Annotated in this window: 20 protein-coding genes and 1 pseudogene; 11 read left to right on the top strand and 10 right to left on the bottom strand. The window is 62.7% G+C overall.

The genetic code is table 11. The features are described 5' to 3' along the window. Positions 1-49: 49 nt before the first annotated feature. The 5 genes and pseudogenes from IB263_RS34280 to mtnK all read right to left on the bottom strand — a co-directional run bounded on the left by IB263_RS34280 (position 50) and on the right by mtnK (position 5473). Positions 50-1168: a RuBisCO large subunit C-terminal-like domain-containing protein gene (locus IB263_RS34280; RefSeq protein WP_112985049.1), complete on the bottom strand. Its 1119-nt coding sequence runs from the start codon at positions 1166-1168 to the stop codon at positions 50-52. After that, entirely contained in the window at positions 1168-2169 is a 1002-nt protein-coding gene (locus IB263_RS28665; RefSeq protein WP_034796462.1) for a transketolase family protein, read from the bottom strand. The genes IB263_RS34280 and IB263_RS28665 overlap by 1 nt, the downstream gene beginning before the upstream one ends. A gap of 2 nt (positions 2170-2171) precedes the next feature. Beyond that, positions 2172-3107, bottom strand: coding sequence for a transketolase (locus IB263_RS28660; protein WP_192439348.1), 936 nt, complete (start codon positions 3105-3107; stop codon positions 2172-2174). A 4-nt stretch (positions 3108-3111) separates the two neighbouring features. Further along, positions 3112-4206, bottom strand: coding sequence for an S-methyl-5-thioribose-1-phosphate isomerase (mtnA, locus tag IB263_RS28655; protein ID WP_034796457.1), 1095 nt, complete (start codon positions 4204-4206; stop codon positions 3112-3114). Continuing rightward, positions 4203-5473 (bottom strand): annotated as a pseudogene (mtnK, locus tag IB263_RS28650) (S-methyl-5-thioribose kinase). Before mtnK ends, mtnA begins: the two are co-directional and overlap by 4 nt. Before the next feature lie 147 nt (positions 5474-5620). Here mtnK and IB263_RS28645 point away from each other — a divergent pair. From IB263_RS28645 to IB263_RS28635, 3 genes are read left to right on the top strand one after another with little or no spacing between them, the layout of a single operon-like run. Further along, on the top strand, positions 5621-7138 hold the full coding sequence (locus IB263_RS28645; RefSeq protein ID WP_112985051.1) for a sugar ABC transporter ATP-binding protein: 1518 nt from the start codon (positions 5621-5623) through the stop codon (positions 7136-7138). After that, positions 7135-8184, top strand: coding sequence for an ABC transporter permease (locus tag IB263_RS28640; RefSeq protein WP_192439347.1), 1050 nt, complete (start codon positions 7135-7137; stop codon positions 8182-8184). Before IB263_RS28645 ends, IB263_RS28640 begins: the two co-directional genes overlap by 4 nt. 51 nt (positions 8185-8235) lie before the next feature. Next, positions 8236-9279 (top strand): substrate-binding domain-containing protein, encoded by a 1044-nt coding sequence (locus tag IB263_RS28635; protein ID WP_192439346.1) that lies wholly within the window; start codon positions 8236-8238, stop codon positions 9277-9279. A 57-nt stretch (positions 9280-9336) separates the two neighbouring features. Here IB263_RS28635 and IB263_RS28630 read toward each other — a convergent pair whose 3' ends face one another. The 3 genes from IB263_RS28630 to IB263_RS28620 form a co-directional block, all read right to left on the bottom strand. Beyond that, positions 9337-9561, bottom strand: coding sequence for a hypothetical protein (locus tag IB263_RS28630; RefSeq protein ID WP_034796449.1), 225 nt, complete (start codon positions 9559-9561; stop codon positions 9337-9339). A gap of 70 nt (positions 9562-9631) precedes the next feature. Next, complete coding sequence (locus tag IB263_RS28625) at positions 9632-11686, bottom strand: bifunctional aldolase/short-chain dehydrogenase (RefSeq protein ID WP_110819241.1); 2055 nt, start codon at positions 11684-11686, stop codon at positions 9632-9634. Between the two features lie 57 nt (positions 11687-11743). Beyond that, the gene (locus tag IB263_RS28620; RefSeq protein WP_034796445.1) at positions 11744-12724 is read right to left on the bottom strand and encodes a sugar-binding transcriptional regulator; all 981 of its coding nucleotides are present in this window, start codon (positions 12722-12724) and stop codon (positions 11744-11746) included. 298 nt (positions 12725-13022) lie between these two features. Between IB263_RS28620 and IB263_RS28615 the strand changes: the two genes are divergently transcribed. From IB263_RS28615 to IB263_RS28605, 3 genes are read left to right on the top strand one after another with little or no spacing between them, the layout of a single operon-like run. Further along, the gene (locus tag IB263_RS28615) at positions 13023-13574 is read left to right on the top strand and encodes a MaoC family dehydratase (RefSeq protein ID WP_034796442.1); all 552 of its coding nucleotides are present in this window, start codon (positions 13023-13025) and stop codon (positions 13572-13574) included. 7 nt (positions 13575-13581) lie between these two features. Beyond that, entirely contained in the window at positions 13582-14742 is a 1161-nt protein-coding gene (locus tag IB263_RS28610) for a CaiB/BaiF CoA-transferase family protein (protein WP_060603754.1), read from the top strand. Continuing rightward, complete coding sequence (locus IB263_RS28605) at positions 14739-15875, top strand: extracellular solute-binding protein (RefSeq protein ID WP_112985053.1); 1137 nt, start codon at positions 14739-14741, stop codon at positions 15873-15875. The genes IB263_RS28610 and IB263_RS28605 overlap by 4 nt, the downstream gene beginning before the upstream one ends. Positions 15876-15929: 54 nt before the next feature. Here IB263_RS28605 and IB263_RS28600 read toward each other — a convergent pair whose 3' ends face one another. Then, on the bottom strand, positions 15930-16766 hold the full coding sequence (locus IB263_RS28600; protein ID WP_112985054.1) for an amidohydrolase: 837 nt from the start codon (positions 16764-16766) through the stop codon (positions 15930-15932). Positions 16767-16842: 76 nt separating this feature from the next. After that, on the bottom strand, positions 16843-17631 hold the full coding sequence (locus tag IB263_RS28595; protein WP_034796531.1) for an IclR family transcriptional regulator: 789 nt from the start codon (positions 17629-17631) through the stop codon (positions 16843-16845). Between the two features lie 164 nt (positions 17632-17795). Between IB263_RS28595 and IB263_RS28590 the strand changes: the two genes are divergently transcribed. From IB263_RS28590 to IB263_RS28570, 5 genes are all read left to right on the top strand, one after another. Next, a complete protein-coding gene (locus tag IB263_RS28590) occupies positions 17796-19115 on the top strand; it encodes an extracellular solute-binding protein (protein ID WP_034796434.1) in 1320 nt (439 codons plus the stop codon). 81 nt (positions 19116-19196) lie between these two features. Next, complete coding sequence (locus tag IB263_RS28585; protein WP_034796432.1) at positions 19197-20093, top strand: carbohydrate ABC transporter permease; 897 nt, start codon at positions 19197-19199, stop codon at positions 20091-20093. Then, positions 20093-20959, top strand: coding sequence for a carbohydrate ABC transporter permease (locus IB263_RS28580; protein ID WP_034796430.1), 867 nt, complete (start codon positions 20093-20095; stop codon positions 20957-20959). The genes IB263_RS28585 and IB263_RS28580 overlap by 1 nt, the downstream gene beginning before the upstream one ends. A 6-nt stretch (positions 20960-20965) precedes the next feature. Beyond that, positions 20966-22063 carry an ABC transporter ATP-binding protein gene (locus IB263_RS28575; RefSeq protein WP_110819237.1) on the top strand — a complete coding sequence of 366 codons (1098 nt, stop codon included), beginning with the start codon at positions 20966-20968 and terminating at the stop codon, positions 22061-22063. A gap of 1 nt (position 22064) precedes the next feature. Then, entirely contained in the window at positions 22065-23177 is a 1113-nt protein-coding gene (locus tag IB263_RS28570; RefSeq protein WP_110819236.1) for a mandelate racemase/muconate lactonizing enzyme family protein, read from the top strand.

Here is a 23177-nt window from a genome sequence, read left to right as displayed (position 1 = left end):
CGGGAATACGAGGGCTGCACCATCCCGGCTCGACCCATGGCGAGTGCGTCTAGCTATGGACCGCGGCGACCAGGCGGCGGCAGGCGTCCACGAGGTTCGGTTGCTGAAGCAGGGCGCCGCCGATCAGATACATGACGTCGTTGCCGTAGGCCTCACGCATCTCGGGAACGCGCTCGAAGGTCATGCCGCCACCGGGTGCAGCGACGATCGCCTTCGGCCCGCTCATGTCGGCCGCGCAGGCCCGAGCAATCGACAGGCATTCCTCTCGCGTGAAACCGAAGCGGCCTCCGAAGTTCGGGTAGATCACCGCATCCGCGCCCATCAGGCGATGGAGCGTGCCGAAGAACGAACGGTGCGAGAAGCCGCAATCGGCAGAAACCACATTTGCGCCGGAGAAGGCCGGGTGCGAAACGATCGGCAAGCTGAAGTCGGGATCGGCCGCAAGTGTGCGCACGACATCATAGCCGGTCAATGCCGGGGCCAGCATCACGGCGCCCGCACCGGCGGCCTGCGCTTCCTTCGCCCGGTCAAGCACGGCCGAAGCCGGCCCGGTGACATTCGGCACGAAGCTTGTCCTGCTGCCGGTTTTGGCATTGGCCTCGCCGACGGCCTCGATGCAGGCCTTCAAGCGTTCGGCAAAAGGCGACGTCACCTGATCGACGAGACCATGGTCGTCCTTGACGAAGTGCATGCCGCCAAGCGCGAAATCATGGGCGCGGCTCGCAAGTTCGGATGTCGAAAGCCCGACGGGCTTGATCGCCGACATCAACAGAGGGCTTTCGCCCACGCCGGCGCGGGCGCGAAGCCCGGCAATGCCGTGGCGGGGTCCTGTGCAAAGCCCAAGGATACCCGGCGAAAGACCGATATCCTCGACCTTCAGGCCGGGCTTGATGGAGCTGTTGCCGAAGATGACGTTCAAGAGCTGCAGAAAGTCGCCGCCGACATCGTCGTCGGAATAGGAGATCGAGGCGAGAAAACCCGGCCGGCCGACCGGATCCGGCTTCAGGTCTTCCAGCTTGCCGAGGATTTCATCCTCGACGTAGCCCTTGGGAACGGCGCTGCGCGGAATTTCGACGGTCTGCTCCAGAGCGATATCGAGTGCGCGCGCCTTAGCCTCGTCGGCGTCAGCGGCCTGCACGTAGTAGGTGACGGTGAAACGCGGAGCCACTAGAGCGCCTCCGCCTTCTGAGCCGAATGCACGTGGTCGATGCGGACCTCCGTCAATTCGTCCTCGCCAATCTCCAGAGGCTTGCCGACCAATTCGCTGATGGCGCCAACGAGCGCGCCGGCGTCGAGGCCATACTTCTTCATGAGGTAGGGCTTGGACGCGCCATGGGCGAAGGTGTCGTTGAGGCCCAGCCGCTTCAGGCGAATGCCGAGGCCTTCTTCGGCCAGAATTTCCGCCACGAGCGAGCCGAGGCCACCGACGATGGTGTGGTTTTCCAGCGTGACGATCCCCCTCTTGCCCCGCGCGGCCTTCAAAAGGCCTTCGCGATCGAAGGGTTTCAGGGTCGAGGCGTGCAGATGGGTGATGCCGATGCCGCGTGCCTGAAGCGGTTGGGTGGCGCGCAGTGCTTCCTCGGTGCAGACGCCTGAGGAAACGACGAGAATGTCGTCGCCCTCGGACAGAACCCGCAGCTTGTTGAACGCGAAAGGCGTGGAGAAGAGACGCGGGACCTCGCCGCGAAGCACGCGCACATAGACGGGGCCATCGATGCTGTCGGCCACTTCGAGTACGGTCTCCACCTCGGTCGCGTCACCGGTCTCGAGGATCGTCATGTTCGGTACAGCGCGCAGAACGGCAATGTCCTCGATCGCCTGGTGGGTGATGCCGCCGGGCGTGGTGATACCGGGCAGGAAGCCCATCAGTCGCACCTTGCGATTGGAATAGGCGATGGAGTTGATCAACTGATCATAGGGGCGGCGATAGAGGAAGACCGAGAAGGTGTGAATGAACGGCCGGTAGCCTTCCATCGCCAGCCCGCCGGCAAAGGACAACATATTCTGCTCGGCCATGCCGAGCGAGAGGAACTGCTGCGGATGCCGGTCGCGGAAGCCGTCGACCTCGCAGGACGAGGTCAGGTCGGCGGAAAGGCAGAGGACTTCGGGTCGCGCGGTCGCGAAGGTCTCGAATGCCTTGGCGTAGGGACGATTGACGATCTCGACCATGTTCAGGCCCCTTTCATAGCTTCGACGTCGACGCCGAGTTCGGCCGCAAGTGCGGCCTGCATTTCAAGCCGTTCTTCCGCGCTCTTGAAGCGAACGTAATGAAGTCGCGGGAAACGCTTTTTGAGGAACTCCATGCCCTGGTAGGGCGAGGTGTTGGCGAGGATGACCAGCGGCTTGCCGGGCTCGGCGCTTCCGGCCGCAGCCCTGAGCGCTTCCAGGTCGTGGCCGTCGACCGACCGGCAGGTGACGCCGAAGGCGCTTACCCGGGCGGCGAGATTGCCAAGGTCGAGCACCGACGACATGGCGCCGTCGCATTGCTGGCGGTTCACGTCGACGACGATGCGGATGTTGTCGATGCCGTGGTAGCTCATCGCCGCAAGGCATTCCCAGGTCTGGCCTTCCTGGAACTCGCCGTCCGACATGTAGACCCAGACCTTGCCCGGCTCCTTCTTCTGCAGCCGCGCCCAGGCGACGCCCGAGGCCATGGAGAGACCCTGCGCCAGCGAGCCCGTGGTCACTTCCATGCCGGGGCTGTGCTCGGCGCCGATCATCTCGACCGAACCGCCGTCCTTGTTGAAGTGATCGAGCGCGTGCTCGTCCATGCGCCCCATCTCGATCAGCGCCGAATAGATGACGAGCGCATAGTGGGCGGGCGAGATGAAGAAACGGTCGAACGCCGGCCCAACCGGTCCGTGATACCCGGCGCCGGTAAAGGCGTCCGGATTGTGCGCCGAAGGAACACCGCGAAACGGCAGCGGCACCTTCGGCAACGTCGGCTCGCCGAGCGTCAGAAGCTCGTTATAGAGCAGCGCAAGGCTTTCGGCAGCCGAGCAGGCCTGGCTGAGGTAACCGCCATTGTTCTTCATCGTGTGGAAGAACACCCGTCGGCGGATGCCGAGCGCGATCTCTTCCGTTGAAACCCGGTTCGTGAGTGTCATCGTCTCAGCTCCGTTCTGGGAAAAGCGCCTTGAGGCCTTCGGGCGATGGTGTTGCGATGCCGCGCTCGGTGATCAGGCCGGTGATGAGTCGGGCGGGCGTGACGTCGAAGGCCGGATTGGCGGCAGGGCTGCCCTCCGGCGAAATGCGCACGCTGGCAATCGAGCCGTCGCTGGCGCGCCCCTGGACGAAGCTCACCTCGTCGGCGGTTCGCTCCTCGATCGGGATTTCCTTGATCCCGTCGCGGACCGTCCAGTCGATCGTCGGCGAGGGAAGGGCGACATAGAAGGGGACGCCATTGTCGCGCGCAGCTAGCGCCTTCAGATAGGTGCCGATCTTGTTGCAGACATCGCCATTGGCCGTCGTCCGGTCCGTGCCGACAATGACCATATCGACATCGCCGTGCTGCATCAGGTGCCCGCCGGCATTGTCGACGATCAGCGTGTGCGGCACACCGTGGCCGTTCATTTCCCAGGCGGTGAGATAGGCGCCCTGATTGCGCGGGCGTGTTTCGTCGACATAGACATGCACCGGAATGCCTTCCTCGACAGCCATGTAGATGGGTGCAGTCGCAGTGCCATAGTCGACGGTCGCAAGCCAGCCGGCGTTGCAATGGGTGAGGATGCGCACGGGTTCACCCGGCGCCTTCTTCGCAGCAATCTCGCGGATGACCTTCAGGCCGTTTGCGCCAATGGCGCGATTGAGTTCGACATCTTCGGCCGCGATCTCGGCGGCACGATCATAGGCCGCCTTGGCACGCCCGCCTTCCGGCAAGGGGCGCAGATGGTCGCGCATGGCGTTCAGCGCCCAGCGCAGATTGATGGCGGTCGGGCGTGTTTCGTTGAGTTCCTCCCAGACGGCGTCGAGATGGGCGTTCGACGGGTCCTTGGCCATCGCAATCGCAACACCGTAGGCGGCCGTGACGCCGATCAGCGGTGCGCCGCGCACCCACATGTCGCGGATGGCGACGGCGACATCGGCGACCGTTTTCAGCGTCACGACGCGGAACTCGTGCGGCAACCAGCGTTGGTCGATGATATCGACGGAGCGTCCGTCCTCGTTGAGCCAGATCGTATGGTAGTGGCGTTCTCCGACTTTCACGCTGATGTCTCCTTCTGAAGGCGCTCCGCGAGTGCGCGGATGTCCTTGAGGCTGTGGATATGATGCCGGTTGACGGCGAGGTGACGCCCGAGCTTCAGCGCCCTGGTTTCGCAGGCAGCACGGCGATCGGGGTCGACAATGGTTTCGAAGTCGGCGTTGTGGGCGAGCCCCAGGATGCGGCGGTGCATCTCGACGCCGGCAAAGCCCAACATCTCGCGCCAGATCTCGTCGATGACGATATCGAGCGCCTGTTCGGCGCCGAACGGATCGTTGCGCGCCTCAAAGAGGCTTGCCTGATAGAGAATGCCGTTACGCTCCGTGCGCCAGAGATGGGCGAATTCGGTGCGGAAGGTTTCCCAGATGACTTCGACCGTATCGAGCAGATAGGTGCGCATGCCATCTCGGGCACTGGGCGCGTTTTCGTGTCCGCTCTGCGAAAAATAGCTCATCCAGAAATTGGCAAGCAGCATGCCGACGTCGAAGCTGATCGGTCCGTAGAACGCGAACTCCGGGTCGATGACGCGGGTCTCGTCGTCGGTCACCATAACAGAACCGGTATGCAGATCGCCATGGCAGAGCGTTTCGGCTTTTGCCGAGAACAGATGTTTCAGCCGCTGTGCTTCGACCTTGAGGTCGCGGTCGGCGCGAAGCTCGGCCACGATCGGATCGAGCTGGGGCGTGGTATGACGATTGAGCTCGGCCTCGAAATAGGGATCGGAAAACACCAGGTTTTCGGTGATGTCGCAAAGCTCGATATTGTCGGCGAAAAGCGCGAGGTCCGTCTTCTTTTCTCGCGTGGCCATGGAGAGGTCGGAGCCGCGAAAGAGCGTGCGGGCGACGAAGAGGCCGAGGTCACGCCCGATTTTCGGTAGTTGCCGCCCGTCGATCAGCGCGCGCCTCAAAATGACGTGCGGCGTCAGGAACTCCATGACGATGAGCGCCTGGGATTCGTCGAAGAAATAGATCTCCGGCACGAGACCGGGGTCACGCGCTGCCTGGCGCTTCAGGGCATGATATTCGAAATAGGAGCGCTTCAGCGGCAGCGGCCAGCTTTCGCCGACAAGGCGCACATAGGGCAGCGCCTGCTTGACGATGGCAGCGCCCCTGTCGCGGAGACGATGAAGACCAGATTGAGGTTGCCGTCGCCGACTTCCTTAACGCTCCAGCGCGAAAAGTCCGGCCCGATTTTTTCTCTCAGGACGGTGTTGCCGCCGAGTTTTTCCGGCAACGTCGCAGCGCTCAGCGCCTCGAAGACCTGCTTGTCCATATCGTTCTCCTCCAACGCATGGCGCGGGCCTCCACCGCTCGCAGCCATGCCGTGTGTGGTCACAACTAAGGCGGCATTCTAGCAAATGTCAATGGCCTTGACATTTGACGGAAGCCTATCCTAACCTGCCTTCATCGGGAGGAGAGAATGAGCGAACAGGCAGTGTTTCGCATTGAGGGCGTGCGCAAATCCTTCGGGCCGGTACCGGTTCTTCGAGGGGTGGATCTCGATCTCAAGGCTGGGGCGGTTACCGTTCTGATGGGCGCCAATGGCGCCGGCAAATCCACGCTCGTGCGGATCCTGAGCGGCGTTTACACGCGCGACGCCGGCACGATCACGCTCGCCGGCATGCCCTTCGAGCCGACGGCCCCGGCCGAGGCGATCCGCGCCGGCGTTGTCACCGTGCATCAGAACATCAATGACGGGGTGGTCGCCGATCTCGACGTCGCCACCAATCTAACGCTCGACCGCTTGAACGGGCGCGGTGCGCGGCTGTTCTTCAACCCGCGTCGGGTGCGCCGAGAGGCCGCCGCGGTCGCCTCGCGCATGGGGCTTGCGATCGATCTTGCCGCCAATATCAACGACCTGACGCTTGCCGACCGGCAGATGGTGGCGATCGCCCGTGCCATGGCGCATGAGCCGAAGGTGCTGATCCTTGACGAACCGACCTCGTCGCTGTCGAGCGCGGAGGCCGACCGGCTTTTCGATCTCGTCGATCGGCTGAAGGCGCGCGGCGTCGCCATTCTCTATATCTCCCATCGCATGTCGGATATTCGCCGGCTGGCCGATAGCATCGTGGCGCTGCGTGATGGCCGCATCAGTGGCCGCTTCGAAGGGCCGGAACTGGACTATGAGGGTGCGGTCAACGCCATGCTCGGTCGCAAGGTCTTGGCTGGCGCCGTTGATCTGCGCACCGGCGGCGCTCCGGTCTTTGCGGTCAGCGGCCTGAAGTTGTCGGAACAGGCGCGCCCCTTCGATTTCACGCTCCGTGACGGGGAAATCGTCGCCGTCACCGGGCTCGTCGGCGTCGGCAAGACCGCGCTTGCCGAAACCCTGTTTGGCGCGCGCGCTCCGTTTGCCGGTGAGATGACGCTCGACGGCGCGCGTTACGCGCCGGCAAGCACCGGAAGGGCTATCGCCCGCGGCGTCTTCCTCGTCGCCAAGGACCGCGCCGAAAGCGGCATCGTGCCCGACTTCAACATCTACGAAAATATCAGCCTGCCGTTCCTGAGCCGGCTCTCGCGCTTCGGCATATCGAGCCGGCGGGCGGAAAAGACCAAGGCACGCCAGCAGATCGCCGCCCTCGGTGTCGTCTGCCGCAGCGAGCGCGACGAGTTGCAGACGCTTTCGGGCGGGAACCAGCAGAAGGTGATGGTCGGGCGCTGGCTTTCCGAGCCGTCGCGCCTGCTCATCCTCGACGAACCGTTCCAGGGCGTCGACATCGCCGCACGCCGCGACATCGGCGAGAAGCTGCGCGCCTCGGCCGCGGGCCGCGCCACGATCCTCTTCGTGACCGAACTCGACGAAGCCTTCGAAGTCGCCGACCGCATCCTCGTGATGTCGGAACAGACCATCGTCGGCGAGCACCGCAATGCCGACATCGATGTCGAGCGGCTCCTGTCGGAAATCGCCGGTCAATTCTATCAACAGGTCCATGCGTCATGAGCAGTGAACAGAGCAATTCCGCAGCACCGGTTGCAGTCCCTTCGAGCGCATCGGGAATTCGCGAGGCGGCCATCAAATACGGCTTCCTCGTGCTTCTCGCCGGGATGGTCCTCTATTTCTCGCGCGTGACCGGCGGCTTCGCCTCACCGCAGAGTGCGGTCTTCATCCTGCAGTCGGTGTCGATTACCGGCATCCTGGCGCTGGGCGTGACGGCCACGCTTGTCGTCGGCGGCTTCGATCTTTCGATCGGCTCGGTCGCGACGACGGCGATGATGGCCTCGTCCTATGTGATGGTGGTGATGGGCGGCGACGCACTGACGGCGACGCTCGTGTGCCTTGCCATCGGTGTCCTGGTCGGTTTCGTCAACGGCGTCATTATCGTCTACATGCGCGTGCCTGATCTGCTGGCGACACTCGGCATGATGTTCCTCCTGCTCGGCCTCCAGCGCATCCCGACGGAGGGCCGGTCGATTGCCACAGGCATGACGCTGCCCGACGGTTCGGTCGCCGGCGGCACTTTCAGCCCGGCCTTCCTTGCACTCGGCCGCCACCGCTTCGATTTCGTCCTGCCCAACCTCGTGCCGGTTTCGGTCGTGGTGCTGATCGTGCTGGCGATCGTCATCTGGTTCTTCCTCGAATACACCCGCTTCGGCCGCATGATGTATGCCGTCGGCTCCAACGAGCGGGCAGCCGGCCTCGCCGGTGCGCCGGTCAATGCCTACAAGATTTCGGCCTATATCATTTCCGGCGTCTTCGCCTCGATCGGCGGCATCCTGCTTGCCGCCCGTCTTGGTCGCGGAGACATCGCGTCGGGCAACAACCTGCTGCTCGATGCGGTTGCCGCAGCGCTGATCGGTTTTGCCGTGCTCGGCGCCGCCAAGCCGAACGCTTTCGGCACGGCGATCGGCGCGCTCTTCGTCGGCATCCTGTTGCAGGGCCTGACGATGATGAACGCGCCCTATTACACCCAGGATTTCATCAAGGGCGCCGTGCTCGTCGCTGCCCTGATCTTCACCTTTGCGCTCTCGAAAAGAGGCAAACGCTGAAGGGGTGCCCTTCAGCGGAAAACAAAAAGTTCACCAGTGGAGGAGACTGACATGAACATGACTCGCAGAAGCCTGGGCCGCTTGACGCTTGGGTTGATGGGGGCAGCCGCCTTCGGCGTGCCGTCCTTTGCAGCCGACATGCCAAAGCCGTTCGACAAGGCCGGCGATGTCAAGATCGCGCTTGTGCGCTACCTTTCGACCGGCGACTTCTTCCAGTCCTATCTCGCAGGCGTAGAGGCGCAGTCCAAGGCGCTCGGCGTGCAGCTTCAGGTCTTCGACAGCCGCCAGGATGCAGCGCTCCAGGCCGACATGGTCGACCAGGCGATCGCGCTTGGCGTGCAGGGCATCATCATCCAGCACGGCCTGACCGAATCGATGAAGGAAGCTGCCCAGCGCGCGGTTGACGCCGGCATCAAGGTCGTCGCCTTCGACGTAAACGTCGAGAACGAGAAGATCCCGCAGATCGAGCAGTCCGACTGCGACCTCGCCCGCCTCGCGCTCGAGCAGGCCGTCAAGGACAATGGCGAAAGCTTCAAGGCAGGCTACGTCTATGTCGCCGGCATCGCGCCGCTCGACCGCCGCGACGAGACCTGGAAGGAATTCAAGGCGAAGTACTCCGGCATCGAGGAAGCCGCGCAATTCGGAACGATGGACAACCCGATCGCCAACTCGGTAGCCAACCAGGCCCGCGCGGTGATTTCGGCCAAGCCCGACATTACCGTGATGTTCGCGCCCTATGACGAGTTCGCCAAGGGCGTGAAGATCGCCGTCGACGAAGCGGGCCTGTCTTCCAGCGTCAAGATCTACTCGGCCGACATTTCGACGTCCGACATCGCCGCCATGCGCGAAACGGGCTCGGCCTGGACGGCGACGGCCGCCACCAACCCTGCCGTCGTCGGCCAGGTCTCGGTCCGCTCGCTCGCCATGCTGCTTGCCGGCGAAGACCCGGGCCGCCAGGTGGTCGTACCGCCGACGCTGATCACCCAGAAGGACCTGAACGATCAGGACATCAAGAACATGGAAGAGCTCGGCGTGAAGCTGCCGCAGTTCGCCCATGCAGATGTTGCCATGCCCGCATGGATGCCGAAGCCTTAATCTCCCAAGGCGAAACGAAAGGGGCGGTCGATCAGACCGCCCCTTTTTTTGTCCTTATTACTCTAATTCGCTTTCCGCCTTTGGCGGCACCCAGGCTTCGATCGCCGTCTCGGGATAGATCTGCACGGAGCCCGGCTCGAAATGGCTTTCGATCGCGTAGCCGAGGCTGGTCAGGTCTGTGCGATACCAGCCGACGATCTTGCCGCGCCATGAGGCGCGGCCTTTCTTGGCGGCATAGTCACCCATTTGAAACGCGGCATCTGCGGGCCATCGATCGACCATTTCGTCTCCATCCGAACAACTCTGGCGGGAGACTGCAGTGTGGCACGTTTTTACGCTTAGACGGAAGCGCTCAGCGCATCGCCGCTGCGATGTTGCCGCCATCCACAGTCGTCACATCCGCGGTGGTTCGTTCTGCGAGCGCGTGGTGCACGAAGGCGCGCGCTACGTCCTCGGCCGTCACTTCGAGACCGAGCAGGTTTCCGCCCATGTAGTCCTTGACCGAAAGGCCGCGGGCGGCTGCACGATTGGCGATCATCTCGTCGTTGAGCAGGCCCGAGCGGATGCGATCGGCGTTGACGGCATTGACGCGGATATGGTCGGCACCATGCTCAAGCGCATATTGCCGCGACAGAAACAGCGTCGCCGCTTTCGGCAATCCGTAGGCGCCGAACTTCGCGCCCGGGTTGACTGCCTGCTTGGAGGCGTTGAAGAGCAGCACTCCGCCGGTCTTCTGTTCCTTCATGATGCGAACGGCATTCTGCGCAACCGTCTGATGCGCGAAGAAATTCAGCTCGAAGCTACGGCGCAGCAGGGCGTCGTCCATCGTCGCAATCGGGCTTTCCCAGGCGGCGCCCGCATTGGAGACGACGATATCGACGCCGCCGAAGGTCGCGACCACCCGGTCGAAGGCGGCGCGCACCGAAGCGGGATCGGTGATGTCGCAGGCGATGCCAATCGAGTTGTTGCCGGCCGCCTTCGCCACTGCGCTTGCTTTGTCGCCATCGAGATCGAGCACGACGGCATGGGCGCCCTCGGCGACGAAAGCCTTGACGATGGCAGCGCCGATGGCGCCGGCGCCGCCGGTGACGAGCGCGACCTGGCCGGTAAACGGCTTCGGCTTGGCGCCTGCGAGTTTCGCCTGTTCCAGCGACCAGTATTCGAGATCGAAGAGATCCGGCCGGCTGACCGGCTCGAAGCGGCCAACGGATTCTGCGTCGCGCGCAGCTTCGATCCACATCTCGCCGACATCGACGGCGATCGTCGCGTCCTTGTAGGTGCGGCCATGGCCGAACATGCCGAGCCCGGGCACCAGCGTCAGGCGCGGCATGGGATCGAGCATGATGCGCTTGACGTCGTCTCGTGCGTCGTTGCTGTGGAAATACCCGGTGTAGTCGGCGGCAAAGGCGGTGACCCGCGCGTCGATCACGGCCCGGTAGCCCGAGAGATCATCTTTAGCCGGCGCCGGAAGCACCAACGGGCCGGTCTTGATGCGGATGGAAAGATCGGGCGTCGAAACGCCCCTGGCTGCCATCTCCTCAACCTGCTGCGCATTGACGAAGTCGAGGATATCGGGCGAGGTGCGGAACACACTGACCATGCGGTCAAAACGGCCTTCGCCCTTGTCGACGGCAACGGCGCCGCGCAGCATTGGCGCGATATCGGCAGGGCTTGCAAGCACTGCGGGCAGGGCGGCGGGCGTAAACGGATTGTGCCCCTTCGCTTTCACATGCTCTTCGGCGAGCGTGACATAGCGGATCATCCGATCATAGGCTTCCTTCGCCGTGTCGGCGAAGGTGAAGATTCCGTGCTTGTCGAGGATCAGCCCCTCGACTGTCGGATCCTGATCGAACACGTCCGCCGCAGCCTTCGCCAGCGCGAAGCCCGGCATGATGTAGGGCACGAAGCCCATCTTCCTGCCGAAAAGCTCGGCGCACATCTCCCGGCTCTTGGCCTGATCGGCGATGGCAAGAATGGCGGTAGAATGGGTGTGGTCGACGAACTTGTGTGGCAGGAAGGCGTGCAGCAGCGCCTCCACGGACGGGTTCGGCGAGGCCGGGTCGATGAGGTTGGCGCGCAACAGCGTCACCATGCACTCGTCCGAAAGCCTTTCGAGCTTGCGGCTCTTGAGCAGGGGGGCGATCTTGACGGCTGGCAGGCCGGGGGGCTCGATCGTGCCCATGTCCCAGCCACTGCCCTTGACGCAGAGCACGGCATGCGTGTCCCCGACGAGGTCTGTGATTTCGGTTTTCACCGAGGTGTTGCCGCCGCCATGCAGCACGAGCCGCGGCTCGCCGCCAAGCAGTCGCGTCGTATAGGTCCGCAGCGCCAGATCGCGGCCGGTGCCCTTGGCCTGATAGCCCGCAACGACCTTCTCCGCCTCGTCGTCGCGCCAGAGATTTTCCATAAGTTCAGCCTCCCGATAAACCGGCCCGGCCGGTATCGGCGGACCCAAATTCGAGGCTCAGGGGGCGCCTGAGCCGCTTCTGCCAAGCCCTTCGCGGTTCCAGCGATCGAGGACTTTGCGTGCCATCGACTCGGTGATGACGAGATGCGAGGCGAAGCCGCCCTTCAAGGCCGCCATCAGCGGTTCGAACTTGCTGTCCTCCTGCACGACCAGCATGCGCTTCTTGATCGTGCGGATGGAGCCGAGATCGGCCGAAATGCAGCGGCGATTGTGCTCGCAATCCATCCATTGGCCGTCGCGATCGATGAGCTGTCCGGCAATGACGCCGGCCGCGCCCTTTTCGCCCATCGCATGCATGTCTGCAGCCGAGAGCGCGCCGCATTTGACGAGGTGGCTGTCATCCTCGATGCCGCCGACCGAATAGAGCGCCAGACCGCAGTCGGAGATGGTCGCGAGCTGCTCCTTGATGACGGGTTCGCCGCGCAGTTCTTCGGCGAGCCGCTCGGAGGAAAGCACGAGCGGCGCATAAAAATTAATCCCTTCGGCATTGAGGCGGCGGGCGATTTCCGTCGTGCATTGATCCGGGCGGTAGGAATAGGGCGCGCCGAGGTTGCCGCAAAGTTGCACGACCGTGACGCCGCGCAGGTCCGCAAAGGGCATGACGTCGGCGATATGATAGACGGTGCGGCCCCAGGCAACACCGATCCGGTCGCCCTTGTTGATCAGTTCGAGAAAGACGGAGGCCGCGACGACGGGCATTTCGGCGGCCGGGTCCATCGCCTGCCGATCTTCCGGCACGAGCCATGCAGTCGTAAGCCCGGTGGCGTCTTCGAGCTCGCGGGCAAGCACGTCCTGCGAAAACAGTTCTGTCGACGTGGTGATCGTGACGATGCCCATCTCGCGGGCCTTGCGCAGATACATGGCGATCGAGGCGCGGGATATCTCCAGCCGCTGCGCCACTTCGTCCTGGCGCAGGCCGTGCGTATAATAGAGCCAGGCGGCCTTGTGAATGATCTGGTCTGTGGCTCGGATGGGCATTGGCGGAACCTTCGCAAGATGGATCTGACATATTTCATCTATACTGACAAAAGTCAACGTCGTTGACGAATGTCGCCACCTCGCGCGCGCTGCAGCAGCTGAACCTCTATTTGAATGATGGTCTTTACGGCGTCGCTTCTCGCCGCGAACGCGCTTGCAGCCCACAGCCGGTTGCAAACGGAATCCATATGTGAACATACTATTCATATAAGGATCCGAATGGAGATCGAGCGGCATTGCCCTCGGGAACCGTCGAACGGACCCGCAGTTGCCGACCTATTGCATCAGGGACTGACCAATGGATGACTTCATGCCCACTGTCGGGGTGTCCTCGACCCGTCCCGGGGACATGCCGGAGGAGCACGCCGCGCTTCCCGTGTGGAACGCGGAAAACTGGTTCTATGAGGACTGGCCAGTCGGCCAGCGTATAAGGTCCTTGCGTCGCACGATCGCCGAGAGCGACAGCCACCTCTTCAATACGCTCGTCGTCGACATCCATCCTTACGTGCAGGATCAGATGTTTGCCGAGCGCGAGGGCATCTTCGGCAGGCGTCTCGTTGCCGGCGCCTTCGTCTTTTCCGCAGGCCTCGGGCTGGTCGCCACCAACTGCGTGAACGCCTTTTCCTACGGCTATGACAAGCTGCGCTTCATCAAGCCGGTCTTCATCGGCGAAACGATCTACACGATCCGTACCAACATGGACAAAACGCCCCGCTACAGGGAGCTCGGGCTTATCCGGGCCAGCTACCAGGTCTTCAAGGGCGAGGGGGAGCTGGTGCTCTACTGTGAGCACCTGCAGACCGTGAAATACAAGAACCCCGCCGACTTTGTCGGCAAGACCGAGAAGTAAGATACCGATGACCGAAACCAACGAACTGCCGCTCTCTGGCCTTGTCGTCGTCGACATGAGCCAGTTTCTCTCAGGCCCCTACTGCTCCTTGCGCCTCATGGATCTCGGGGCGCGCGTCATCAAGATCGAGCGCCCCGACGGTGGCGACCTGTCGCGCCGGCTTTATCTGAGCGACACCGAGATCGGCGGCGATTCGACGATCTTTCATGCCATCAATCGCGCCAAGGAAAGCCTCGCGATCGACCTCAAGAACGAGGCCGATCTTAAAGCCTTGAAGACGTTGCTCGCCAAGGCCGACGTGCTGATTCAGAATTTCCGTCCCGGCGTCATCCAGCGGCTCGGGCTCGACTACGAGGCGGTCAAGGCGATCAACCCGAAGATCGTTTATGCCTCGATCAGCGGCTATGGCGAGGAAGGCCCCTGGGTGAAGCGGCCGGGGCAGGATCTGCTCGCGCAATCGCGCTCCGGCGTCATGTGGCTGAACGGCGATGAGGGCCAAGGGCCGGTGCCCTTTGGTCTGGCGATCGGCGACATGCTTGCGGGCGCCGCAGCAGCGCAAGGTATCCTTGCAGCCCTCGTCCGTCGCGGCATTTCCGGCAAGGGCAGCCTGATCGAGACGAGCCTGCTCGAGGCCCTCGTCGACTTCCAGTTCGAAGTCCTGACGACGCACTTGAATGACGGCCGCCGGCTGCCGACCCGGTCGGGTTTTCGCAGCGCCCATGCCTATCTGTCGGCGCCCTATGGGGTCTATCCGGCCAAGGACGGCTATCTCGCCATCGCCATGACGCCCATCCCGAAGCTTGCCGATCTCTTGCAAATGCCACAACTCGACGCCTATCGCGACGATCCGGCTTCCTGGTTCTCCGAACGGGACGAAATCAAGGCGCTGATCGCCAAGCGGATCGCCGAAAACACCATCGACCATTGGCTTGGCGTGCTTGAGCCTGCGGACATCTGGTGCGCCCGGGTTCTAAACTGGAACGAACTGCTCGAAAGCGAAGGCTTCCGCGTGCTCGACATGCTGCAGACGGTGGTGCGCGAAGACGACGTTTCGATCCTGACGACGCGTTCGCCGCTCAGGGTCAACGGCAAGCGTGCGCAGGTGGACCGCGCAGCACCACGGATCGGCGAGCATAGCACCTCGATCCGAGAGGAGTTCGGCCTGTGAGCGTCACATTGAAAGGCATGACCTGGAGCCACCCGCGCGGCTACGATCCGATGATCGCCTGTTCGCGGCTTTGGCAGGAACGCACCGGCATAACGGTAGAATGGGACAAGCGCTCGCTACAGGATTTTGAGACCTATCCGGTCGAGGAATTGGCGCGGGCCTATGACCTTATCGTCATCGATCATCCGCATGTCGGCCAAATCACCAAGGAGAAGTGCCTGGCGCCGCTCGATGTGGAAGGCCGCCAAGCCGAGAGGAAGGCGCTTGAGGATGCGAGCGTCGGGCGCTCCTATCCGAGCTATACCTGGCAGGGCCGGCAATGGGCCTTTCCGATCGATGCGGCGACCCAGGTCCAGGCGTGGCGCCCGGACCTGACGGACCGTATGGAAAGCTGGACCGACATGCTGGCGCTCGCGCGACAGGGAAGGGTGGCGCTGCCGATGCGCCCACCGCATTCCCTGATGAGCTTCTACACGCTCGCCGGCAATCTCGGTTCCCCCTGCCGCAGTGACGCCGCCGGGCCGCTGATCGACCCGGATGGGGGCATCAACGCCTTCGAGCGCCTGCGTGAACTGACAGACCTGATCGATCCCTCCTGCTTTTCCATGGACCCGATCGTCTTGCTGGAGGCAATGAGCGATCCGGCGTCGAAAGTTGTCTGTGCACCTCTGATCTACGGCTATGTCAGCTACGCGATGCCGGGCTTCCGGCCGTCGCTCGTGACGTTCGGCGATGTTCCAGTTGCCGGAACCAATGGTCCGGCAGGCTCGGCCCTCGGCGGAACGGGGATTGCGGTCTCGGCTTTCTCACAGGCGCGGGAAGCGGCGATCGATTTCGCCTATTTCGTTGCGAGCGGCGCCGTCCAGCGCGGTCCTTATGCCTCAGGAGGCGGGCAGCCCGGCCACGCGGCCGCCTGGGATGACGACGCCGTCAATGCCGCGACATCCAATTTCTATCGTGCGACGCGCAAGACGCTGGAGAGCGCCTGGGTTCGCCCACGGCACGATGGCTACATGGCCTTCCAGCAGGCGGCATCCGATCGCATCAACGACGGCCTCACGGGCAAAGAGGCGGCGCGAAAGGTCGTCGACGATCTCAATCGGCTGTTTGCAGAGAGTTTTGCTACAGCCTGATTTCTGAGTTCCGGGATGCCCAGGCGTCCCGGAACGGACTTAGGGCAGGGCTTGCTAGGCGAGATTCCAGATCCGGCGCGCGTTGTCGGCAAGCAGCTTGCGCTTTTCCTCCGCGCTGCAGCCTTCCAGAAGCGCGTGGGTGGCGCCGACCCAGGTCGAAAGATTGCCGCCGAGCGTGCAGACCGGCCAATCGCTTCCCCAGACCACCCGATCCCAACCAAAGACGTCGATCGTGTGCTCGACATAGGGGCGCAGCGTCTCGACCTGCCAGGCCTCGTCCGCATAGGCGACGACGCCGGAGATTTTTGCCGTGACGTTCGCACGTTGGGCGATCTCGCTCATGTGCTCGCGCCAGGGATGCTCGGCGCCGGCGCGAATGTCGGGCACGCCGCAATGGTCGAGAATAAACGGAACGTCGGGCGCCAGATCGGCAAGCGCAATCGCCTTTTCGATCTGGTGCGGCAGGACGCAGAGGTCGAAGGTGAAGCGACGGCCGCCGAGCCGGCGGATATTGTCGCGAAAAGTCGCTCCTTCGGAGAGATCATCCGGCATCACATGCAGCACGCGGCGGAAGCCCTTGACGAGGCCGTTTGCTTCCTGGCGTTCCAGATAGGCCGAAAAGCCATCCTCTTCAGGTCGGCAGGCGGCAATAGCGCCCTTCAGCAGGCTATCCGCCTGGCCTGCGAGCCGCGCGACCTCGGATGTCTCCTTCTCCATCTCTAAAGGATCGACATCGACCTCCATGTGCAGGCTGGCAGTAATGCCGAGCCGCCGCGCTTCGCGCTCGTAGGTGGCGTAGAGAAAGTCCTGGTCGAGGGCAGGCACGCCGGCGAGCCAGGGATAGGCGAGCCTCGACCTGTCGATGAGGTGAAGATGGGTGTCGATGATCAAGGCGCGCCTCCTCCGAACGGCTTCTCACATAAGAATGATCTATTCAGATAAGAAGTACGACCGTTCCCAAGTGCCGTCAATCTGTTGTGGAGGCCACGTCCGAACCGGCCAACGTCGACAGTTGCTCGGCGGTTTTCAGCAAAAGGGCGATGCTTTCAGTGATGTCTGGCGCAGAGGGCGCGTTGACGAGCGCAATATAGGGAACGGTCAGCGCCGCGATGCCGCGGCCATCAGGCCCCAGGATCGGCGCCGAGAGGTTATAGACGCCGGCTGTCTGCGCGCTCGCCATCATTTCATAGCCGCGCTCGCGGATCTGATCGAGGCGCGCGTAGAACTCAGGCCCGCGCGGGACCTCGTCTTTGCTCCTGGCATGTTCCGCGATCATCATTTCGCGCTCTTCGGCCGAGCGGAAGGCAAGCAGGATATGGCCGGAACCCGTGTCGAAGAGGCTGATATGCGACCCGACCCGGATCGAAATGCCCCAATAATCAGGCGCTTCCTGCTGGGCGATGACGACGGCGGAGCCGCGATCGAAGACGGCGAGGTGGTTTGCCTGCTTCGAGCGCTGGGCCAGATCCCGCATCAAGGGCGTGGCGTAGGAGGCAAGCCTGCGGACCGGCGCATGCAGTTGCGACAACCCGAAGAGCTTCAATGTCAGCGAATAGCGATCTCCGTCGATGCGCGTGACATAGCCGCGCCGCACCAGCCGATCGAGCATGCGGTAGAACTCGTTCGGACTCCGGTTCAGGCGCTTGGAAATCTCGGCCTGCGTCAGTCCGCCGTCGACGCTGGCGAGCAGCTCGAGAATGTCGAGCCCCTTATCAAGGGCCGGTGCGCGGTAGCGATCTGACTCTTCGGTGTCCATGAAGCCTCCTTGGTGAATATTCATATCCATATACGCAGACGAAGGCGCCCACAAAGGAAAGTTCTCCCTTGACGCTTCATAAAAATGTTGTTTGTATATGAATTAGTTGCTCACAAATGAGAACGTCGCGTCAGGAAGAGGGCGTGAACATGGGAGGAGTGGATATGAAAAGGCTGCTTGCCGGCGTCTCCGCCGGCGTCGTTATGCTTGCCTGTGCAGGGGGAGCGGCGAATGCCGCAGAACTGCCCGGCAAGTTCGAGGGCGTCACGATCGACGCCAAGCTGATCGGTGGACAGCAATACGAAAAGCTCTACGAGCGGATCGGCGAATGGGAGAAGGCGACCGGCGCCAAGGTCAACATCCTGTCGAAGAAGAACCACTTCGAACTCGACAAGGAGATCAAGTCGGACATCGCGACTGGCGGCGTCAGCTGGTGCGTCGGCTCGAACCATTCCTCCTTCGCGCCGCAATACCCCGACATCTACACTGATCTCCTGGCGCTCCTGCCGCCGGAGGAGATCGCCAAATTCGTGCCGGCGCTGATCGACGCTTCGACGCTCGACGGCAAGCTGGTGATGTTGCCGCGCGCCCAGTTCGACGTGTCGGCGCTCTACTACCAGAAGAGCCTCTACCAGGACGAAGCCAAGAAGACCGCCTTCAAGGCGAAATACGGTTACGACCTCGCGCCGCCGGACACCTGGGCCCAGGTCAGCGATCAGGCCGAGTTCTTCGCCGCCCCGCCGAATTTCTACGGCACGCAGTTTGCCGGTAAGGAAGAGGCAATCAACGGTCGCTTCTATGAAATGCTGGTCGCCGAAGGTGGCGAATATCTCGACAAGGACGGGCGCCCCGCCTTCAACTCGGAAGCCGGTGTCCATGCGCTTGACTGGTTCGTCAAGCTCTACAAGGACAAGGCCGTACCGCCGGGCACGACCAACTATCTTTGGGACGACCTCGGCCAGGGCTTTGCCTCGGGCTCGATCGCCCTCAACCTCGACTGGCCTGGCTGGGCGAGCTTCTTCAACGACCCGAAGTCCTCCAAGGTCGCCGGCAATGTCGGCGTGAAGGTGCAGCCGGCCGGTTCTTCCGGCAAGCGCACCGGCTGGTCGGGCCATCATGGCTTCTCGGTCACCGAAGATTGCGCCAACAAGGAAGCGGCCGCTTCGCTCGTCTGGTGGCTGACCAACGAGGACAGCCAGAAGCTGGAATCGGCTGCCGGCCCGTTGCCGACCCGGACTGCCGTCTGGGAATACAACATCAAGCAAGCCGAGGGCGACGCCTACAAGACGGAAGTGCTGCAGGCTTTCCAGGAAGCCGCAAAGCATGCCTTCCCGGTTCCGAAGACGGCCGAGTGGATCGAAATTTCCAACGCCGTCTATCCGGAACTCCAGGCCGCCATCCTCGGCGACAAGACGTCGAAGGAAGCGCTTGATGCCGCCGCTCAGAAAGCGACCGGCATTCTCGAAGACGCGGGCAAGCTCTGATCGTTACCCATGAGGCGGCGCCGATGCCTTGAAGGCGCCGGCGCCGCCTCAGCCATTTCATGCAATCCTCAGGACTGCCCGATGAAGCTCAAGAAATTGTCAGCACCGGCCCTGCTTCTGCTTCCGGCCTTTGTCGTGCTCGCGGCGGTGATCGTGTTGCCGCTCCTTTTTTCCTTCTATTCGAGCTTCACGCCGTTCCGCTTGACCAAACCGGAGACGCTGTGGGTCTTTGTCGGCCTGCGCAACTACGCGACCGTACTTGGCAACGCCGAATTCTGGGTCGCGTTTGGCCGCACCGTGCTGTTGCTGACTGTGGCTCTGAACGCCGAGATGCTCCTCGGTCTCGGCCTGGCTTTGCTTGTCAACAAGGCGACCCACGGCCAGCGCCTGCTGCGCACCATGATGATGTTTCCGATGATGTTTTCGCCGGTGCTCGTCGGCTTCCAGTTCAAGTTCCTCTTCAACGACAATATCGGCTTCGTCAACAATGCGCTGCAGTCGCTGGGACTGACGGATCAGGCAATTCCCTGGTTGATCGACGGCAATCTCGCACTGCTCTCGATCATCATCGCCGAAGTCTGGTCCTCGACCGCAGTCTTTGCGATCCTGATTCTGGCCGGCCTGCTCGCCATGCCGAAGGATCCGGTCGAGGCTGCCCATGTCGACGGCTGCACACCCTGGCAGACCTTCCGCTATGTCACCTGGCCCTATCTGATGCCGTTCGCCTTCATCGCCATGACGATCCGCTCTCTCGACGTCGCGCGCGCCTATGACATCGTCAAGATCATGACCGATGGCGGCCCGGCCAAGCGCACGGAGCTACTCTGGACGCTCGTCGGCCGCACAGCCTATGCCGATGCCCGCATGGGGCTCGCCAACGCCATGGCCTATGTCGCGATCCTCCTGTCGATCGTCTTCACCGTCTATTTCTTCCGCAAGCTCGCCGCGGCGCGCCAGCAGATCGGAGCCGAGTGGTAATGGATATCAACGCTTCGCACCGCCTGCGCCGCCGCCTGTTGAAGACGGTGCACCTGATCGGCCTGTTTCTCGCAATGGCCGTGATCTGCCTTCCCGGCCTCTGGATCGTGCTGTCGTCGCTGCGCCCGACCGTCGAAATCATGGCGAAACCACCGGTTTGGATCCCCGAGAGCATTTCGCTCGATGCCTATCGCGCCATGTTTGCGGGCGCCGGGCAGGGTGGCGTTCCCGTCTGGGACTATTTTCGCAATTCGCTGATCATCTCGGTGACCTCGACGGTGATTGCACTGGCGATCGGCATGGCCGGCGGCTACGCCTTTGCCCGCTATCGTTTCAAGGCGAAGTCGGCGATCTTTCTCGGCTTCATGCTGACGCGCGCCGTGCCTGGCATCGCGCTCTCGCTGCCGCTCTTCATGCTCTACGCCCGCACCGGTATCATCGACACGCATTTTTCGCTGATCCTGACCTATGTCGCGCTCAACGTGCCCTTCACCATCTGGCTGATCGACGGCTTCTTCCGCCAGGTGCCGAAGGATCTCGCCGAGGCCGCCCAGATAGACGGCTGCACGCCGTGGCAGGCCTTCTGGCAGGTGGAGTTTCCGCTTGCCGGTCCCGGCATCGCATCCGCCGGCATCTTTGCGTTCCTGACGTCATGGAACGAGTATGCGCTTGCCTCGCAGATCACCCGCTCGGTCAATTCCAAGACCCTGCCGGTCGGGCTTCTCGACTACACCGCCGAATTCACCATCGACTGGCGCGGCATGTGTGCGCTCGCCGTCGTGATGATCATCCCGGCGCTGACCCTTACCTTCATCATTCAGAAGCACCTCGTTTCGGGTCTCACCTTCGGCGCGGTGAAAGGATAATCGTTCATGGCTCCTGTCACCCTCAGGAAACTGGTCAAGCGCTACGGCGCGCTCGAGGTCGTCCACGGCATCGACCTCGAAGTGAAGGACCGCGAGTTCATCGCGCTCGTCGGCCCGTCGGGCTGCGGCAAGTCGACAACGCTGCGCATGATCGCAGGCCTCGAAGACGTCAGCGATGGCGCGATCGAAATCGGCGGAAAGAAGGTCAACGACCTGCCGCCTCGGGCGCGCAATATCTCCATGGTCTTCCAGTCCTATGCGCTGTATCCGCATATGACGGTCGCCGAAAACATGGGTTTTTCGCTAAAGATCGCCGGACGCTCGGCAGACGAGATCAAGACGCGGGTCGATGAAGCCGCAGCCATCCTCGATCTTAGCCATCTCCTGGAGCGCCGCCCGTCGCAGCTTTCCGGCGGCCAGCGCCAGCGTGTCGCCATGGGCCGCGCGATCGTGCGCCAGCCGGATGTCTTCCTGTTCGACGAACCTCTGTCGAACCTGGATGCGAAGCTGCGCACCCAGGTGCGAACCGAGATCAAGAAGCTGCATGCCCGCATGCAGGCGACGATGATCTACGTCACCCACGACCAGGTCGAGGCGATGACCTTGTCAGACCGCATCGTCATCATGCGTGACGGCTATATCGAACAAGTGGGCACGCCGGAAGAAGTGTTCCAGCGCCCGGCCACAAAGTTCGTGGCCGGCTTCATCGGCTCGCCGCCGATGAACATGGACGAGGCGATCGTCGACGACGGTACGCTTGTCTTTGTAAGCGGCATGCGGCTGCCGATCCCGCCGCGGTTTGTGAACGCGCTCCGTCCGGGACAGAAGGTCACCTTCGGTCTGAGGCCTGACGACATCTATCCGAGCGGCCATGGTCTGCATGCCGGCGACCCGGCCGCCGTGCACGAGGTCGAGCTACCGGTGTCGATCACCGAACCGCTGGGCAACGAAACGCTGGTCTTCATCCAGTTCAACGGTCGAGACTGGGTTTCGCGCATGCTCAATCCGCGCCCGCTTGGCCCGGGCGAGAAGGTGCGCATGAGCTTCGACCTCTCGCGCGCCCATCTCTTCGACATCGATACCGGCAAGGCTCTGGAAGGCTGACATGGCAAGAATCGAGAAAATTGAACTGCGCATGGTTGACTTGCCGCCGAAGGTGAAGCGGACCGATGCGATCCAGAGCTTCGTCAGCCAGGAAACCCCGATCGTCACCATCACCGACAGCGATGGCGCGACGGGCACCGGCTACAGCTATACGATCGGTACCGGCGGTTCGTCGGTGATGCGGCTTCTCTCCGACCACCTGGTGCCGATCCTGATCGGCGAGGATGCCGATTGCATCGAGGCGATCTGGCACAGACTAGAATTTGCGACCCACGCGACGACGATCGGCCCGATAACGGCGCTGGCGCTGGCGGCAGTTGACACAGCACTTTGGGACCTGCGCGCCAAAAAGCAGAAGCTGCCGCTCTGGAAGCTTGCCGGCGGCGCCAAGGAAAGCTGCCCCCTCTACACCACCGAGGGCGGCTGGCTGCACATCGAAAAGGAAGCGCTGGTCGAGGACGCGCTTGCCGCCAAGGCCAAGGGCTTTTCAGGTTCGAAGGTGAAGATCGGCAAGCCGCACGGCTCGGAGGATTACGATCGCCTGTCGGCAATGCGCAAGGCGCTCGGCGACGGCTTCGAGATCATGACCGACTGCAACCAGGGCTTCACCGTCGACGAGGCGATCCGCCGCGCGTCCAGGCTGAAGGAGCTCGACCTTGCCTGGATCGAGGAGCCGCTGCCGGCCGACGATCTCGACGGTCATATCCGGTTGACGCGCTCGACGCCCACGCCGATTGCGGTGGGTGAATCCATGTACTCGATCCGTTATTTCCGCGAATACATGCAGAAGGGCGCCTGCTCGATCGTCCAGGTCGATGTTGCCCGTATCGGCGGCATCACGCCTTGGTTGAAAGTCGCGCATGCGGCGGAAGCCTTCGACATTCCGGTCTGCCCGCACTTCCTGATGGAGCTGCATGTCAGTCTCGTCTGCGCCGTGCCGAATGGCAAATATGTTGAGTACATTCCGCAGCTCGATGATCTCACGACCAAGGGCATGGAGATCCGGAACGGTCGCGCATTGGCGCCGTCCGAGCCTGGCATCGGAATTTCCTGGGACTGGGATGCCGTGCGCGCCCGCTCGATCGACGAGTTTACCCGCGAGTTTCGGGGCTAG

It is taken from the genome of Ensifer sp. ENS03, from assembly GCF_014852035.1.
GTDB classification, from domain to species: domain Bacteria; phylum Pseudomonadota; class Alphaproteobacteria; order Rhizobiales; family Rhizobiaceae; genus Ensifer; species Ensifer adhaerens.
The sequence above is the reverse complement of the archived record's forward strand: the minus strand, read 5'-3'. Positions and strand labels throughout refer to the sequence as shown.